The 17,894-nt window shown below is 53.9% G+C and carries 14 protein-coding genes; 4 read left to right on the forward strand and 10 right to left on the reverse strand.

Annotated elements, in window-relative coordinates:
- Positions 1-94 precede the first annotated feature (94 nt).
- Positions 95-379 carry a hypothetical protein gene (locus ACJJIS_RS18090; protein WP_444895145.1) on the forward strand — a complete coding sequence of 95 codons (285 nt, stop codon included), beginning with the start codon at positions 95-97 and terminating at the stop codon, positions 377-379.
- On the opposite strand, the gene ACJJIS_RS18095 is transcribed toward ACJJIS_RS18090, so the two are convergent.
- On the reverse strand, positions 376-1,338 hold the full coding sequence (locus tag ACJJIS_RS18095; protein WP_282934202.1) for an AraC family transcriptional regulator: 963 nt from the start codon (positions 1,336-1,338) through the stop codon (positions 376-378). The genes ACJJIS_RS18090 and ACJJIS_RS18095 overlap by 4 nt on opposite strands.
- Positions 1,339-1,718: 380 nt before the next feature.
- Between ACJJIS_RS18095 and ACJJIS_RS18100 the strand changes: the two genes are divergently transcribed.
- A complete protein-coding gene (locus ACJJIS_RS18100) occupies positions 1,719-2,861 on the forward strand; it encodes an efflux RND transporter periplasmic adaptor subunit (RefSeq protein WP_282934203.1) in 1,143 nt (380 codons plus the stop codon).
- Positions 2,862-2,960: 99 nt separating this feature from the next.
- Complete coding sequence (locus ACJJIS_RS18105) at positions 2,961-6,152, forward strand: efflux RND transporter permease subunit (RefSeq protein ID WP_444895147.1); 3,192 nt, start codon at positions 2,961-2,963, stop codon at positions 6,150-6,152.
- 45 nt (positions 6,153-6,197) lie between these two features.
- On the opposite strand, the gene ACJJIS_RS18110 is transcribed toward ACJJIS_RS18105, so the two are convergent.
- Positions 6,198-6,581: a hypothetical protein gene (locus ACJJIS_RS18110; RefSeq protein ID WP_444895148.1), complete on the reverse strand. Its 384-nt coding sequence runs from the start codon at positions 6,579-6,581 to the stop codon at positions 6,198-6,200.
- A gap of 256 nt (positions 6,582-6,837) precedes the next feature.
- On the opposite strand from ACJJIS_RS18110, the gene ACJJIS_RS18115 reads away from it, so the two are divergent.
- Entirely contained in the window at positions 6,838-7,620 is a 783-nt protein-coding gene (locus tag ACJJIS_RS18115; protein WP_444895149.1) for a glycosyltransferase domain-containing protein, read from the forward strand.
- 53 nt (positions 7,621-7,673) lie between these two features.
- Here the strand turns inward: ACJJIS_RS18115 and ACJJIS_RS18120 are convergent, their stop codons facing one another.
- The 8 genes from ACJJIS_RS18120 to ACJJIS_RS18155 all read right to left on the reverse strand — a co-directional run bounded on the left by ACJJIS_RS18120 (position 7,674) and on the right by ACJJIS_RS18155 (position 17,837).
- The gene (locus ACJJIS_RS18120) at positions 7,674-7,967 is read right to left on the reverse strand and encodes a hypothetical protein (RefSeq protein WP_444906377.1); all 294 of its coding nucleotides are present in this window, start codon (positions 7,965-7,967) and stop codon (positions 7,674-7,676) included.
- Positions 7,957-8,259: a hypothetical protein gene (locus tag ACJJIS_RS18125; RefSeq protein WP_282934207.1), complete on the reverse strand. Its 303-nt coding sequence runs from the start codon at positions 8,257-8,259 to the stop codon at positions 7,957-7,959. Before ACJJIS_RS18125 ends, ACJJIS_RS18120 begins: the two co-directional genes overlap by 11 nt.
- A gap of 95 nt (positions 8,260-8,354) precedes the next feature.
- A complete protein-coding gene (locus ACJJIS_RS18130; protein ID WP_282934208.1) occupies positions 8,355-8,627 on the reverse strand; it encodes a hypothetical protein in 273 nt (90 codons plus the stop codon).
- Positions 8,628-8,851: 224 nt separating this feature from the next.
- Positions 8,852-10,495: a dihydrolipoyllysine-residue acetyltransferase gene (gene aceF / locus ACJJIS_RS18135; RefSeq protein ID WP_444906378.1), complete on the reverse strand. Its 1,644-nt coding sequence runs from the start codon at positions 10,493-10,495 to the stop codon at positions 8,852-8,854.
- 17 nt (positions 10,496-10,512) lie between these two features.
- Positions 10,513-13,182, reverse strand: a complete 2,670-nt coding sequence (gene aceE, locus ACJJIS_RS18140) for a pyruvate dehydrogenase (acetyl-transferring), homodimeric type (protein ID WP_413664434.1) — start codon at positions 13,180-13,182, stop codon at positions 10,513-10,515.
- A 448-nt stretch (positions 13,183-13,630) separates the two neighbouring features.
- On the reverse strand, positions 13,631-14,209 hold the full coding sequence (locus ACJJIS_RS18145; RefSeq protein ID WP_444895154.1) for a class GN sortase: 579 nt from the start codon (positions 14,207-14,209) through the stop codon (positions 13,631-13,633).
- Between the two features lie 2 nt (positions 14,210-14,211).
- Entirely contained in the window at positions 14,212-16,572 is a 2,361-nt protein-coding gene (locus tag ACJJIS_RS18150) for a marine proteobacterial sortase target protein (RefSeq protein ID WP_475708764.1), read from the reverse strand.
- A gap of 161 nt (positions 16,573-16,733) precedes the next feature.
- Positions 16,734-17,837 carry a phosphoribosylaminoimidazolesuccinocarboxamide synthase gene (locus ACJJIS_RS18155; protein WP_475708765.1) on the reverse strand — a complete coding sequence of 368 codons (1,104 nt, stop codon included), beginning with the start codon at positions 17,835-17,837 and terminating at the stop codon, positions 16,734-16,736.
- Positions 17,838-17,894: the final 57 nt, after the last annotated feature.

Here is a 17,894-nt window from a genome sequence, read left to right on the forward strand (position 1 = left end):
ACCGCTTAAAACAAAGCCTTTAATTTGAGCAAAACTCCCTTCTCCAGCTAACCTGAATGCCAGAAACTTATTTTCATCATTCAGGCGTTCATTTATGGAAAAGCCTCTAGACAACTCCCGTCGCCACTTTCTTAAGCTTTCAGGAACATCGCTACTTTTAATTCCTGCCACATTTATTTCAACACCCTCAGCTCAGGCCCAAATCAAAGCGCAAAAAGACAAGGTAAATTACCAGGATACTCCCAAGGATGGGAAAAAGTGCGTGGACTGTCAGCTGTTTGAGCCCCCCAATGCCTGCCTGGTTGTGGAGGGCGATATCAGTCCCGAAGGGTGGTGTAGCTTATTTGTTTTGAAGCAGGGCAACCCAGTTTCAAATTAAGCTGGGACCCGCTGTTCACCGCGCAATTTAATCACGTCCGCGCGGGGCGGAAGACCAAACATACGGCTGTATTCACGACTGAAATGAGAGGGGCTCTCATAGCCAACCCGATAGCTGGCGGAAGCCGCTTCCAGTCCCTCAGTCAACATTAGGCGTCGCGCCTCATGTAAACGCAGCTTTTTCTGGAACTGCAACGGGGACATGCGCGTGATCTGCTTAAAGCTGTGATACAGGGATGACTCACTCATATTGGCCTGGTCGGCCAAGTCACTGATACGCAGCGGTTCTGAGAAACGGTCTTTTAGCACCTCAATCACGCGGGATACCCGGTTCGCCTGGCTATCTACCATGGCAAACTTGCGCATCCGCGCGCCAATCTCCCCCATCAGGGCGCGATAGATAATCTCACGCCGGGCTAATGGCGCCAGTATCGGGACATCTTTAGGGCTATCCAGCAAGGAGACCAGCCGGTTTAGCGCATCAAGCATACCGTAATCCATTTTGGTCAGGCACAGGCCGCAGCTGACTTCGGGGCAGTCGTAGCCAGCCTCCACACCCGGCGCCTTATCACCCAGCTCCATAACCAGGTCTGCCACCTCTTGCGGATCGATCGTTATCTTTACGCCGAGAAACGGAGTATCCAGGGAAGCGTCTTCAACACGCCCCAGGATCGGCAAGTGCACTGAGGTTGCCACATAGCTCAGCGGCATATAGGAGATTTCCCGGTCTCCCAGCTCCAAGGTCTTGCGGCCTTGAATAATAAAATTCAGGGACGGTGTATACACCGATGCCGCACAGGCTCCCGGCTCATTGCAGCGAATCAGGGAGAGACCACCCAGTACCGTTTCATTTAATCCCTGTTCCGGTGCCTGACGCATCAGGGAGGCAATCAGCTTCTGCCGTATCGACTCCATATCCATGGCGACAGAGTTAAATTCCGCTCTTTTTTCAATGCTCATATGCTCCCCTTGTGCCCGCTAACAATTCCACGACTCAACACGAAGTGGCACAGAGTATACGGAGTTTTAGGCAATTTCCGTGTAGTTTTGCAGGATTGGGCAATCACTGTGCAGTAATAGGTAACTATAACCGATTAATAGCCCTACAGTCGCTGTAATATCTTAATCACTTTTTGCGATAACTAGTTATATATCCAGTTCTTTACACATCCAATAGAATGTGATCCTTCCAACCCAAAAGCACGTCTTAAGTAGAAATAGGCAATCAATTAACAGTTCCCGGATACCGCAACCAACTTGGCCAGCGCTAGAGTTACGCCCTTACTGGGAGAAGCACCCAATAGCCCTTCCCCCTCCGTAGCAAAGGGAGTACACGCGTAATGGTAAGAAAATTAACGACGGTTTTATTCGGCGTATCTGCACTGGTACTCGCCGGCTGCAACAGTGACGCACCCAGCGGTCAACAACCGCCTCCCCCAGCTGTGGAGGTCGCCCAGGTATCTGCAGGAAATACGACATTGTGGCGCAGCTTTACCGGCCGTGTGGCAGCCCCAGAAACCGTTGAACTGCGCCCGCGGGTTAGCGGTTATATCGACAAGGTTTCATTTGCCGAGGGAACTCTGGTCAAACAGGGCGATGTCCTGTTCACCATTGACCCCCGCCCTTATCAGGCCCGCGAACGCGCCGCCCGCGCAGACCTGGCTCGGGTTCGCAGCGACCTCTCCTATAGCGAGAAGCAAGCCGGCCGGGCAAAACAGCTACTCAACAGCAAAGCCATCTCCCGCGAGGAATACGACCGGCGTATCGCTTCGCGAGATTCGGCCCGAGCGGCTCTCAGCGCCGCCGAAGCAGCACTGGAAAATGCCCAGTTGGACCTTCAATACACTGAAGTTAAAGCACCAATAAGTGGCCGAGTAAGCCGCGCCCTGGTTACTCAAGGCAATCTCGCCAATGCCGACAGCACCCTGCTGACAACGCTGGTCTCTGTCGACCCAATGTACGTGTATTTCGAAAGTGACGAACAGACTTTTGCTAAGGGCCGCGACTTACTTAATAGCGGGCAAAAACCTGCTGTGCGCGTAGGTCTCGCCGGTGAGCAGGGCTATCCACACAGTGGAGAGTTGGACTTTATTGATAACCGCCTGAACAGCCATACCGGCACTATTCAGTTCCGCGCTGTGGTTAACAACAGGGACGGCTTTTTCAGACCGGGGCAATTTGCCCGGGTGGAAATGCCAATTGAAGAGGTTTCACAGGCAGTTTTAATCAATAGCAAAGCGGTTCTTACCGATCAGGACCGCCGCTATGTCTACATCGTCAACGACAGTAATGTCACCGAAAAGCGCCCCGTGGTCGCTGGCCAACGCCAAGGTGACCTTGTGGTTATCCGCAGCGGCCTGGAGCCCGGCGAGAAAATTGTGGTGAATGGCCTGCAAAAGATTTTCTTCCCGGGCATGCCCGTCGCACCGGAAATGGTGGCCATGCAGGAGCAGGTAAAGGCGACCCAAGTCGCTGGCCACTAAACAAAGAGCAAGGGGCTTGCCGAAGTGAGCCCATACATTCAGCTAATCCTATCAATGGAATCCGAGCGGCTGACTGAGTCGCTCTCGGAGTAGCAGTATATGAATTTTTCCCGTTTCTTTGTCGACAGACCGATATTTGCATCCGTGTTGTCGATCATTATTTTCGTCGTCGGCCTGATCAGTATTCCCTCACTGCCGGTCAGCGAATATCCCGAAGTTGTACCCCCTAGCGTGCAAGTGAGTGCTCGCTATCCTGGCGCTAACCCTAAGACGATCTCAGAAACTGTAGCCACGCCGCTGGAAGAAGCGATTAACGGCGTGGAAAATATGATCTACATGAAGTCAGTGGCTGGCAGTGATGGCACCCTGACTTTGAACGTGACCTTTGAGTTGGGCACCGACCCGGACCAAGCCCAGGTACAGGTGCAAAACCGGGTGTCCCAGGCCCTGCCGCGCCTGCCTGAAGATGTCCGCCTGCAAGGTGTTACTACCCAGAAGCAGTCGCCAAACCTGATGATGGCGGTGCACCTGATTTCACCGGACGATAGCCTCGACGCTACCTATATTCGCAACTACGCCGTACTGCATATTCGCGATGAGCTATCGCGCATTCCCGGCGTGGGTCTTGCCGCCGTATTCGGTTCCGGTGACTACGCCATGCGCTTGTGGGTGGACCCGCAGAAAGCCGCCGCCGTAGGCATTACTGCTGCCGATATTGTCAGTGCCGTGCGTGAGCAGAACGTACAGGTTTCCGCCGGCCAGATCGGCGCCTCCCCCATGCCGAACGGCTCCGACTTCCTGATTTCCATTAACGCCAAAGGCCGCCTGGAAAGTGAAGAGGAGTTTGGCGATGTTGTACTCAAGACCGGCAATAATGGTGAGATCACCCGCCTGAGAGATGTGGCCCGTGTAGAGCTGGCCTCTTCCCAGGACTCCCTGCGCGCCCTGCTCAACGGCCGCCAGGCTGTCGCCATCCCTATTTTCCAATCCCCCGGCTCCAACTCACTGGAGGTTTCTGCGGCGGTACGGGAGAAAATGGCTGAACTGGATGATCAGTTCCCGGAAGGCCTCAAGTGGGAAGTCGCTTACGACCCCACGGTTTTTGTTAGCACCTCCATCAGCTCAGTGATCAAGACCCTACTGGAAGCCGTGCTGCTCGTGGTTCTGGTAGTTATCCTGTTCCTGCAAACCTGGCGCGCCTCATTGATCCCACTGTTGGCCGTGCCGGTATCTATTGTCGGCACCTTTGCGGTGCTGTTGATGTTGGGCTTCTCAATCAACACCCTGACCTTGTTCGCTATGGTGCTGGCCATCGGTATTGTGGTGGATGACGCCATTGTGGTGGTGGAAAACGTCGAGCGGAATATCGAGGAGGGACTGACACCTTTAGCCGCTGCCCACCAGGCCATGCGAGAGGTGAGCGGTCCAATTGTCGCGATCAGCCTGGTGCTCTGCGCGGTGTTTGTGCCCATGGCATTCCTGGACGGCATCACCGGCCAGTTCTACCGCCAGTTTGCCACCACTATTGCCATCGCCACCATTATCTCCGCGATCAACTCTCTGACTCTATCTCCGGCTCTGGCGGCAACTCTGTTGAAGCCTCACGGCGCCAAACCGGATATGCCCGCGCGGATTATTGAGCGTTTGTTCGGCTGGATATTCCGCCCGTTCAACCGCTTCTTCCAGCGCAATTCCGAGCGTTACCAGCGGATCGTTGGTGGTAGCCTCAAGCGTCGCGGTATCGTATTTGGTGTTTACCTGATATTGCTCGGCGGTACTTTCGCCCTGTTCCAACAGGTCCCCGGCGGCTTTATTCCGGTTCAGGATAAGACTTACCTGGTGGGTAGTATCCGCCTGCCGGAAGGTGCCTCCCTGGATCGCACCGAGGAAGTTGCTCGCCGCGTGAGTGAATTGGCCCTGGAAACAGAAGGTGTTGCCAACGCCGCGGCCTTTGTCGGCTTCAATGCCCTGCAAGGTACCAACACTCCCAACGTGGGCACGGTATTTATCCTGTTCGACGATTTCGATGAACGTGAGCGCAGTGCCCAGGAAATCGCTGCGGAGCTAAATGGCAAGATCTCACAGATCAAGGAAGGCTTTGCCATGACCTTTATGCCGCCGCCCATCTTCGGACTGGGTGCCGGTTCCGGCTACTCCCTCTATGTTCAGGACCGTCGCGGTGCTGGCTACGGTGAGTTGCAAAACGCCACCAATATGTTGGCTGGCGCCCTGAGCCAAGCCAGCGGCCTCAGCTACCCCTTCAGCTCCTACCAGGCCAATGTGCCGCAGATGGACGCGGAAGTGGATCGACTACAGGCCAAGGCTCAAGGTGTGCGCATGGACGACTTGTTCGGCACCCTGCAGCTCTACTTCGGCTCTATGTATATCAACGACTTCAACCTTTTCGGCCGCACCTACCAGGTCGTTGCCCAGGCTGATGCACCCTTCCGCGATGAAGTGCAGGATCTCGATAATCTCTACACCCGCAATATGAATGGGGAGATGGTGCCCATCAGCACCATGGTGACCCTGCGCCAGAGTTACGGACCAGACCCGGTGATCCGATACAACGGCTATCCGGCAGCCGACCTGATGGGGCAGTCCGATCCCAGCATGTTGTCCTCTTCCGAGGCACTGGCAGCGGTTGAGCAGGTTGCCAGCCAAGCCCTGCCACCGGGCATGCAAATCCAGTGGACCGACCTCAGCTTCCAGCAGGTCAACCAGGGCAATGCCGCCATGGTGGTTTTCCCTCTCGCAGTACTACTGGTATTCCTGGTGTTGGCCGCCCTCTATGAAAGCTGGGTAATGCCACTGGCGGTGATCCTGATCGTGCCCATGTGTCTGCTGGCTGCACTATTCGGTGTCTGGGCTACTGGCGGCGACAACAATGTATTTGTTCAAGTCGGGCTGGTTGTACTGATGGGGCTGGCTTGTAAGAACGCTATTTTAATCGTGGAATTTGCTCGCGAACTGGAAATGGAAGGCAAAGGCACTGTCGAGGCTGCACTGGAAGCCTGCCGCCTGCGTCTGCGCCCGATCATTATGACTTCAGTCGCCTTTATTGCCGGTGTTGTTCCACTGGTATTGGCCGGCGGCGCTGGCGCTGAGGTGCGCAATGCCATGGGCATTACCGTATTTACCGGCATGATCGGTGTAACCCTGTTTGGCCTGTTCCTCACTCCGGTATTTTATGTTGCCCTGCGCAAGATTGCCGGCGGCAAACTATCAGCTGCCCGTCACGCAGATAGTCAAGAAAGCAATTTACCCTTAGAGCACGCGACTAATACTTAACCCCGCTTATCCCGGGCGCACCAACACTATGCGCCCGGGCTTTTTCTACTTGCGCTTCTCCTTTTTCCAGCGGGCTCCAGGAAAAACAATCACATACAAGCGGATCAACAAGCCCATTGGCACACAAATCAAAATCACAATAACTCCTAAAACAGCACGCATATAATCACTGCCTTCTTCGTGTTTCTCAGCGTGATCCCACAGGTAGGATTGGTAACAGTGATCGGGCCCATCAATCGGCTTCAGGGTATAGTTAATTACCCGCTCCAGAAACCTCCAGTAACGCCGAAAACGTGTTTCTGTCACCCTTGAGAAATAGCCACAGCGCGCAGATATAGTTGCATCAGGATTGCCGCCAGCAATGGCATTGCCCAATTGATCCACCGCAACAATAACATTCCAAAGCCAGCTTTTATTGGCACCTTTCATTACCAGCCTATTTATTGACGGATAACCCTCCTCCCTAATACCCCCAGCCCTAGGGTTTGGCATCCACAGTAAAACAATCACCAATGAAAGAATAATCCATAAAAACACGAGCGTGCACACAAACGCTTTTTCGTAAGAAAATCAAGTTCCGCCGAACTTCAGTGGCAAAAGCCGCGTTCGTCTAGACTTTCTCCGAACGGCAATAAATCCATGCCGTTAAAAAATACTTCAGATTATCGAGATCTCTTCCTAAAAGATGTTGCATGTCGCCACGATTGCCACCCACTCGGAAAGGATGCTTCCTGTCCTGCTGGAATCCGCCAACCGCAACGGCGTGTCATTATCTATCCTTGGGCACAATTATCCTTGGAAAGATTTCTCTTCCAAAATAGACATCTTAATGCCTTTCTTTAGATCCCTACCGGAAGAGGATATCGTCTGCTACCTGGATGGTTTCGATTCACTAATACTGCCATCAATCAAACACTTAGAAAAAAAATTTCTCACCTTTGGCAAGGAAATTATTTTTTCCAATGATTACGAACATAGCGGTATACAAGGATTTTTTGAAAGAAAATTTTTTCCCAGCGAGTGTGTTTTTTCTACAGGTGTCTTTATAGGCAAAAATATAGCGCTACAAAACCTTTTCCAGACCGCTCGTAAGATGTACCCCAATTACTCTGATGACCAAAAAATTCTTAGGCACTATTATGCACACCAAAACTGCACACAAATAGGTATCGACGGCGAAAGCCAACTTTTTTTTAACTTTGATGCCGCCAATCCAAGTTTCAATCTACTAAGCCAAGTAAGCAAAATTCACAACGAAGAAATATACCTACACAATGGAGAAACTCCGAGTATTATTTCATTCCCTTGCAGCTGGTTTGCTATTGGCATCAAGAAAAAACTCAATGTGCTTCTGGAAAAACTCGGGTACGAATACAACCCAGGAATTAACATCAAAGGTACTTTCCATGGCCTGAAGTACTATATTGGCACCTCGATTAAAGAGAGTATCAAAACACTATTAAAATAGCCCCAAATCACCCAGCCAATACTCCCTTCAATCGCAGATAACCTTTATATCGATCAATAAAAGCTATAACTTAATTCAAACGGTGAATAAGGCCCTTCACACCAATCACCGGTATCCAATTGATAGCAGTGCACACCCTCGGCAATACAGTTATCGAGACTTCCCATATAGGGATCACCGGCCAGGCAAAAACGCGGGAATGCAGTAAGTTCATCCGGTGGCACCGGAGTGGTTTTGTAGGTGTAGTAAGTTGCCGTGCCGGTTAAGTCATAACCGAAACCGTCAGCCACGCAGCCCGCCAGGGACTGCGCTACAAGAATAAGAATAAAAACAACGCTAATTTTCATAGGAAATACAACGCCTTCCACCGGAAATGTCAAAACAACGGGCACTGGGTGGGCAAATAGAACCCGGCGCCAGCTCCTCAGAATCCCCCGGGCAGCTTGTTGGAGATGCAGGCGCATCTGGCACATGGGAGGAATGAGAAGAGTGAGAAGAGGGATAACCCCGGTATTCCGCATGGCGGGGAATTGGCGGGCTTACGGGATAAACCACTTGATTGCGCGTATCGGGGGTTCCACAACCCTCAAGGAATACACCCATCGACAATGCAGAAATAAATATCGCAAACTTTTGCATGGTAGCGCTCCGTATCAGCACCGCGCGGACAGAGTCCACGCACTTTTAGATCCGGCTATTTCGCAACAGCTCCACACTGGGCTCGGCTACTATCGTTAGTAAACCCGCAATATAGGGAAAAACCAGGCCATGGAGTCCTGCAAGCTATCTACGCAATCCGCCGCCTCGCATTCGCTTTTGGCGGTAAGGGGTTGTGGGTATTTTGTGTGGTTACTGCCGACTTCCACAAAGCTGGCGCTTTGTCCGGCAGCCTCTGCCTCATAAAAGAAAGGGTCTTCACCCTCCACTTCGTCCGCAGGCAAAAACAAGCAGCCCTGCATCGCAAATACCGCCACAAGCGGCAACGCGAATTTCCTTGTAGGTCCCATAATCCGACACCTCACATTTTCAGTGCTGCGATGATAGTAGCCTCTCTGTGAGTCTAGCTGCCGAGGCATTAGCAGCCAGCAACCCAGAATCGATTTGCGCGTAAATCATCTTATTGTTGTTTTACGCGGCGAATATTTCATTTCCACTTAAAGGCTCCTTAGTCCTGACTATAAAAAAAGCGGCCGATTGGCCGCTTTTTTTACTGGCTTTAACTCGCTGGCAATTACAGCAACAGTCTGCGCACATCCGCCAGCACGCTGACCAAGTAAGTCATAAAGCGTCCGGCATCTCCGCCATTTACCGCGCGGTGATCGTAGGAGAGCGCCAAGGGCAACATCTGCCTAGGCTCAAAGTCCTTACCGTTCCACACCGGCTTCATCGCCAGCTTGGAAACACCGAGGATACCAACTTCCGGAGAATTGACGATCGGGGTGAATCCGGTGCCGCCGATAGCCCCCAAACTGGAAATGGTAAAGCAGGCACCCTGCATCTCGTTGGGCTTCAGCTTGCCATCGCGGGCTTTCAGGGCCATTTCAGTGGCCTCTGCCGCCAGCTCGTACAGGCCTTTCTTATCCACATCGCGGATAACCGGCACCATTAAGCCTTTTGGAGTATCTACTGCCATACCCACATGCACATAGTCCTTGCGCACAATGTGCTCGCCATCGTTGTGCAGGGACACATTAAAGCTCGGCTCTGCACGCAGGGCTGCGGCTACCGCTTTCAGCAGGAAAGGCACTGGGGTGAGCTTCACTCCGCGCTTCTCCGCCTCGGCCTTCATGGACTTGCGGAAGGTTTCCAGCTCTGTGATATCCGCATCGTCAAACTGGGTGACGTGAGGCACGTTGAGCCAGTTGCGCGACATGTTGGCTGCGGTAATCTTGTGGATCTTGCTCATCGGCTCCACATTCACCGGGCCAAACTGGCTGAAGTCGATATCCGGCATCTTGGCGATACCGATTCCACCGCCGACACCAACCGCGCCGCTCTCAGCTTTCTTCACCTGCTCGCGGATGTAATTATGCAGATCGTCCTTGGAGACCCGGTTGCGCGGACCGGTGGGCTTCACCTTATTCAAGGTAACGCCCAACTCGCGGGCCAGTTTGCGCACGGCGGGGCCGGCGTAAACCTGGGCTGCTGCGGTGAGGTTGCGCTCCAACTGATAGTCTTTCTGCGGCACTGCCGGGGGCTCAACAGAAGCAGGTGCCTGCTGCTGCGCGCTCTCGACAGGCGCTGTCGCAGCAGGGACTGCAGCTGGAGTAGCGGGCTCGGCGGCGCCTGCAGCAACCACTTTCAACACGCCCAGGGTGTCACCCGTGGAAACCTTGTCGCCTTCTTTAACGGCGATAGAAACCACGGTACCGGCGCTGGGGGAAGGCACATCCATAGAGGCTTTATCGCCTTCCACTACAATCAGGGAGTCCCCCTCTTCAACCACATCACCGGGCTGTACACTGATCTCGATCACATCAACCGCATCAGCACCGCCCAGATCCGGGATCTGGATCGTTTCCTCTTTCGGCTCGCCGCTCGCCGCTGCCACAGGGGCTTCAGCCACAGGCTCCACGACAGGTGCAGCTTCTTGCTTGGCGGGGGCCGCAGCGGGCTCCTCTGCCGGCGCTTCCGCCACATCGGTTTCGATTTCCCCAATCACGTCGCCTTCAGAGACCTTATCGCCCTCCTTCACGCTAATGCTGAGGATTTTGCCAGCCACTGGGGCTGGCACATCCATGGAGGCTTTATCGCCCTCCACCACAATCAGTGAGTCCTCTTGCGCGACGGTATCGCCGACAGCAACAGAAATTTCAATCACATCCACCTGATCGGCACCACCGAGATCAGGCACTTTAATGACTTGTTTTGCCATAGGAGTTCTGCCTTCTCTTAGCTGATGCGCGGGTTAACTTTTTCAGCGTCGATATTGAGCTTCACGATTGCTTCCGCAACCTCTTTCGCATCAATAACGCCCTGCTTGGCCAAGCCATTCAGTGCGGCAATTACCACGTAGTTGCGATCCACTTCGAAGAAGCGACGCAGCTGCTCGCGGCTGTCACTGCGGCCGAAACCATCGGTACCCAGGGTGGTCAGTTCACCGTCGATAAATTCGCGCAGTGGCTCCACATAGGAACGGATGTAGTCGGTGGAGGCGATAACCGGAGAGGTATTACCTTCGAACTGCTCGGTGATCCAGGCTTTGCGCGGCTCGGCTTCCGGGTGCAGCATATTCCAGCGCGCCACATCCTGGCCTTCACGGGCCGATTCCACAGCGGAGGTGAGGCTCCAGACATCGGAGGTCACACCGAACTGGTCGGCGAGGATATCCGCCGCTGCCAGTACTTCGCGCAAAATAGTACCGCCACCAATCAGCTGTACATGTTTCTTCGCCGCTTTGCCCTTGGCGCCTTTCTTGACGTTGGACTGCAGCTTGTAGATACCACGAATAATGCCCTCTTCCACGCCCTGAGGCATTTCCGGCTGCAGGTAGTTTTCGTTCTCGATAGTGATGTAGTAGAAGAGGTTCTTCTGCTCTTCGTACATCTCTTTCAAGCCGCGCTGCATAACCACCGCCAGCTCATAACCGTAAGCCGGGTCGTAGCTGCGGCAGTTGGGGATTGTGGAGGACAGTACGTGGCTGTGGCCATCCTGGTGCTGCAGACCCTCACCGTTCAAAGTGGTACGGCCAGCAGTAGCACCGATCAGGAAGCCGCGCGCCTGCATATCGCCAGCGGCCCAGGCCAGGTCGCCGATACGCTGGAAACCGAACATGGAGTAGTAGATATAGAAAGGCACCATCGGCACGCCGTGGTTGCTGTAAGCCGTGGCCAACGCCATCCAGGTGGACATAGCACCGGCTTCGTTGATGCCCTCTTCCAGCACCTGGCCTTTCTTATCTTCCTTGTAATACATGATCTGGCCGTGATCCACCGGGGTGTAGCGCTGCCCCTGGGAGGAATAGATACCCAGCTGGCGGAACAGGCCTTCCATACCAAAGGTACGGGCTTCATCGGGAACGATCGGCGCGATGTTTTTGCCGATATTCTTGTCTTTCACCAGGGCGGCAATAGCGCGGACAAATGCCATAGTGGTGGAGATCTCACGCTCACCGGAGCCTTTGGTCAGTGCGCTGAACGCATCGAGACCGGGAACTTCCAGTTTCGGGCACTCAACCGGGCGACGGGGAACCGGGCCACCCAGGGCCTTGCGGCGCTCCGCCATATATTTCATTTCCGGGCTGTCCGGAGATGGGCGGTAGTATGGGACCTCTTCCAGCTCTTTATCGGTGAGCGGAATAGCAAAGCGATCGCGGAAACGCTTGAGAGAATCCAGATCCAGCTTCTTCACAGAATGGGTATCCATCGCCGCTTCACCGGCGGAGCCCAAGCCGTAACCTTTAACGGTCTGCGCCAGGATCACGGTGGGCTGGCCTTTATGGGCCATCGCCGCCGCGTAAGCTGCGTATACCTTGTAAGGATCGTGGCCGCCGCGATTGAGCTTCATAATCTCATCGTCGGACATATCCTTAACCAGCTCCAGCAACTCCGGGTATTTGCCGAAGAAGTGCTCGCGGGTATAAGCGCCGCCGTTGGCCTTGAAGTTCTGCATCTCGCCATCGACAACTTCGTCCATGACTTTCTGCAACAGGCCTTTGTCATCTTTCTCCAGCAGCGGATCCCATAGGCGACCCCAGAGTACTTTGACAACATTCCAACCGGCACCGCGGAATACGCCTTCCAGCTCCTGCACGATCTTACCGTTGCCGCGTACCGGGCCGTCCAGACGCTGCAGGTTACAGTTAACCACAAACACCAGGTTTTCCAGTTGCTCGCGGCCGGCCAGGGAAATTGCGCCCAGGGTTTCCGGCTCGTCACACTCACCGTCACCAAGAAAAGCCCACACTTTGCGATCGCCGCGCGGGGACAGGCCACGGGCAGATAGGTAGCGCATAATGTGCGCCTGGTAAATCGCCTGGATCGGCCCCAATCCCATGGAGACCGTGGGGAACTGCCAGTACTCTGGCATCAACCAGGGGTGCGGGTAGGAGGACAGGCCATTGCCGTTCACTTCGCGGCGGAAGTTGTCCAGCTGCTCTTCATCGAAACGCCCTTCCAAGTAGGAGCGAGCATAAATACCCGGCGCGCTGTGGCCCTGGAAGAAAATCAGGTCGCCGCGCTCCTCCCCCTCATTGCCACGGAAGAAGTAGTTAAAGCCCACATCGTAGAGTGTCGCCGCAGAGGAGAAACTGGAAATATGGCCACCGAGGCCATCGTCATTCTGGTTGGCACGTACCACCATCGCCAGGGCATTCCAGCGAATCAGGGAGCGAATGCGGCGCTCCATAAATAAGTCGCCAGGCATACGCTTTTCCGCATTGGGCGGAATGGAATTGCGATAGGGAGTGGTGATTGCCGCAGGCAATTGTACGCCTACATCGGTAGCGCGGTCAGACAGCTGCTTCAGGAGGAAGGCTGCGCGTTCTTTGCCGCTATAGCGGATAACCGCTTGCAGCGCGTCCAGCCACTCCTGCGTTTCGAGGTTATCGGTATCTTCGTGCATCAAGTGCTCCTCGGCGAATTAGGCGACGTCGAGTCGGTCTATTTCTCAAAAATCGGTACGCGGGCAAACTACAGCGCGAGCAAAAAAAAGCTTCCTTTTTTTCTTGGTTCCGCCAATTCACCAACTTTGTTGGCGTAAATGCAAAGTTTGTGAATCTTTACTCGAATATGACGGTGAGGAAAGCGGCGCAATTAATTGCCGCAAGTGCCTAGTTTGACTGTGATTATTTGTTCCGGGGCCCGCGCAGACTGGCGGACAAAACCCCATCCCCGGTTGTTAGCGGAGGGAATTGTAGTATTACTACAAAAAATTTTCCAGATAGGACGGTTAGTAACAAATAAAACAAAAGAGCAAAACAATTATTTGCCGTTTGGCCGTTTCACCGGAACATTTAATGGAATTTTTGAGAAAATGAACTACAAAATCGAGTCTCAAACAAAGACATCAGTCACAGCTGAACCAGCTCCCCACCGGGTTGATATTCAGCGTAGACCAAGTAACGCAGCGGGCCACCAGCCGCCAGGGCATTAAAGGGGTAACAAGTCACCAGCAATAAACCCCGCTCGGCAAAGATCGGCAAACGCTCTCTCTCACTGTCCACAATTCGCATTTCCGCAACCCGATAAGTATGCCAGCGTCCGCGTTTATCCTGCAGGTAAATGGAGGTACCCCGCCTGACACGCTCTAATCCCGCAAAGTGAGTATCCCGGTGTGCGGCAATAACCGTGGTGCGAGGCTCACCAGGGTTGCCGGACCCAGCTAAGAGACCAGGGCCGAAAGCCAACGCCTGGCCACTACCGCCGCTGAGAACAATTAATGGCGACTGCCCTTCCAACTTTAACTTGGCCACTGGCCAGGTGTCCGCCCAGGGCCAGGGCTTTTGCAGAGCCCCGCCCTGTAGCTGTTCTTCCCAAGCACTATTAATCAACACTTGGGCCAATTCTGCCTTGGCCAGAAGCCAGCTGGCGGAGCCCAACTGCCACAACCCCGTTCCCAAGCAAAGCATAAAGAGCAGTGAGCGAGCCACGCTTACACACCTCCCCGTTGCAGAGGATTAGCGCCGCTGGGTTGACGGGGGTCCGGTAAAACCCTGCGCAGGAAGGAGCGCAGGGCTCGGGTCAAGTTGCTGCGCAAGGCCCGACCGCGCTGGAAGATCGCCGCAAACATCAACAATACCGCCGCTGCCAACAACTGCCCGTAGAGACCTGTAGCAGTTTGCGGATAGGCCTGGCGCTGTAGCACTTGCCCTTTAGCCACCATATTGGTGACCGAGCTGCGAGATAACTTCTCTTCAGCACTGCGTACAACTTCCTCTTCGACTGCAACAAAACTGGTGTAGGGGCTGGCAAGTTGATGCCTCAGTGCAATCTGCAAAATCTGTTCGCGCAGAGCCAGCCCCGCATCCGACTGCTCTCCAGACTGAAGCTGCCGGTCCCGCAGAGAATCTATCTTGCTGCGCGCCCAGACACTGCCGATGCCTGAAGTATCGCTACCACTCTCTACTTTCAGAGCGAGTTTGCGCACAAACTGTTTACCCGCCATTCGGCCCCGCAGCTGGATATCTCCCTGCAAGAGATCACCCTGCACCTTGGCCACCAACTGCATAGGCTCACCGTTATAGAGATCCGGGATACGCTTGGGGTAGGCATCCGCGACGACGCCCTGGGGCCAACTGAGTTGCAGGTCTGTAGCCATAGGGTTTTCCAACTTGGCGAACAGAGCCTGCATACGCTCGCGAACTTCGGAAATATCACCGATGGTGACGAAAGTACCGCGTCCAAACTGAGCAGCTTTGCGCATAAAGTGGCTATTGGGAGCCGAACCAATACCCACAGTAAACAGCCGGGCGTTATGCAAGGACTGGCTAATTAACTCGAACAGGGCCCGCTCATTGCCCACCGCACCATCTGTAATAAATACGACTTGCTGAACGGTACTGGTGTCGTCCTGCATTTGCTGACCGAATGCCATTCGCAAGGCCGGCGCCATTTCTGTACCCCCCTCCGCATTCAGGTTTTCGATTTCCTGACGCGCACGGCGGATATTCTCCGAGCTCGCCGCTATCGGGCGCGGGAAAAATGCGCGGGTTGTACTGTTAAATTCAATAACGTTAAAGCGATCATTGCTGTGCAGGCGAGACAGTGCCAGGGTAAGGCTCTCCTTCGCCTGGCGAATAGAATTGCCAGACATGGAGCCGGAAGTATCGATCACATAAATCACTTCCCTCGGTAAACGCTGCGCAGAGGTACCGTCGCTGGGTGGCAGCAGCATGACCTGCAGATAAGCACCAGCCTGCTCTTCTACCCCCTCTTGCGCTGTGATTTTCTCGCTAAACAATGCCGCCCGCGGCATAGCAGAAGCGCGCGGCTGCCAATTCAATAAGAAATCCCGATCCATTGCAGCTGTTTCATCTCGCAACTGAATCCGATAGCGACCGTCACCTCGGTTATCAATATCAATCTGGTGATAGGGGCTATCGATTTTTGCTAGCGGCAGTCCGCCATGCAGATCCACCTCGATAGAAATATTATGACTACCCAGTGCCTCTAGCTCCTGCGCTGGCTGCATAAACGGAGTTATCGACGCAGCATCCGGCACTTGATTAGTGGGCAGTGCCCAGCCACTACTCTCTGCCACCAACTCCTGCTGATCGCCGTTCAATGCCTGGGAGGGTATTGGCTTGCCAGGGACATAGCGCGGGGTCAATGTGGTGGGCATACGCAGTGAAAAAACGCCGCTGTCATAATTCACTGGCTGCAAAAAGCGGATATTAATTTGCACCATCTCATCGGGGGCAATATTGGCCACTTTATTAGTGAACAGATTTGGGCGCTGCTGCTCTAGAAGAGCTGCACGCTTACCCGCCGCACGAGCAGCCTTATAAATCTTGGAGGCCTCTTTTCGCTCGCGTACCTTACCGACAATGCGGCGCTCGCCCACCTGAATTTCAAGCCCCGCCACCGCAGCTCGCTCAGGCAGTGGTAATGCATAAACCGCTTCCTGCCAGCCGTCGGTGGTATTCTTGAATTGCTGCTGAAGCTCGACTTCCGCTACCAGACCCCGCACGGAAATACTGACCTGACTTTTCAGGTGCACCGCTGGAATATACTTTCCGGACTCATTGCCAGTAAAAAGTAAGTCCCCGCCCTTTACATCGTCCAGAGTAACTGTCTCGGTGAACTCCCGCTGGATCGCATCACTCACAGCGGGAAGTTCCTGGGCATTGACCTCTGCCCCGATTGCCGCAATGACTACCGCCAATACCACCACAATAAATAACAACCAGCGCCCGGCACCACCGGTCTTCTGGCGACGACGATAGTATTCCTCTGTCGGCAACATCAGATCGTCTTTATGGAACCGCTGCCCGAATAACATCACCCTGTTCACTCACTTACCTCCACTTTTAAATTGGATGTTGAAGTCATTAAACAGAGGGAAGCGGGCGAAAGGCGGCAGGAATACGAGCACAAAACAGGAGGAATTGTGGCGAATTATGGCAGGCATAAAAAAACCGGCGAAAACGCCGGTTTTTTGCAGTTCGATCCAGATTAGTCGACCAGACCGTAATCCTTGCGGAGAACTTCAAGCAATTCCTCTTTGGGATTATCAGATATCTCAAGTTTCGTACCAATAATCTTCTCAGCAATACCAATATAAGTATTAGAGAGATCCATCAGCATAGATTCTGGCAGCTCGTTATCACGAGCCAGAGCCGAGCGCTCATCCATGCGATCTTTGTTCAGCAGGATATCGGCATCGGGGAAGTAGTTGAGCAGGGCCTGACGGAAACCTTCTTTGGATTTCTCCACAACCTTACCCGCGCGATACTGTTCGCCGTCCCAGATACGGGAGGAGTCCGGGGTACCCACCTCATCCATATAAATCAGCTTCTCTTCACCATTGGCATCGGTGACATAGCCGAATTCAAACTTGGTATCGACAAAGATCTGGTCGAGCTTTTCCAACTCTGCGGAAATCAAATCAAAACCTTCTTTCAGCAACTTCTCGTACAGGTCGATATCGCCTGCATTGCGGAAGCCGAAGGCTTCGAAATTGTCTTTGATATTCTTGCGGGTGACATTGACATCGTCCGCTTCCGGCACGCCGGGGATACCCTTGAGAATACCTTTGCTGGAGGGGGTAATGAGCAATTCAGGCAGCTTCTGATCCTTCTGCAAGCCATCGGCAATCTCGATACCACAGAACTCCCGCTCACCCTTCTCATAGGAGCGCCACATGGAGCCGGTGATGTACTGACGGGCGATCGCCTCGATCATAACCGGGCGCGCCTTCTGTACGATCCACACCAGCGGGTGCGGGATATCCAGAATGTGGCTATCGGCGAGGCCCTGCTCTTTAAACAGCTTGAACCAGTGGTTGGAAATAGCATTTAGTGCTGCGCCCTTGCCTGGTACGCCACGCATACCGCCTTCGCCAGTCCAGATACAGTCGAACGCGGAGATGCGATCGGAAATCACCATTACCGCAAGTGGGGTATCAGGAGAAACCGGGTAGCCCTTCTCCTCAATCAGGCGACGGCTGTCTTCTTCGCTCAGCCAGTATACGGAACGGACCTTGCCACTGTGGATAGGCTTGTCGGTGCGGATCGGCAGGTCATTATTGACCGCTAGAACTTTGTCAGCCAGGCTCATGGGCTCTCACCTATTTGAAGGGACCAAATAAAAGAAAGCGCGGCATTCTAGCAAATG

Source organism: Microbulbifer maximicatervae (SeqCode) (genome assembly GCF_056231245.1).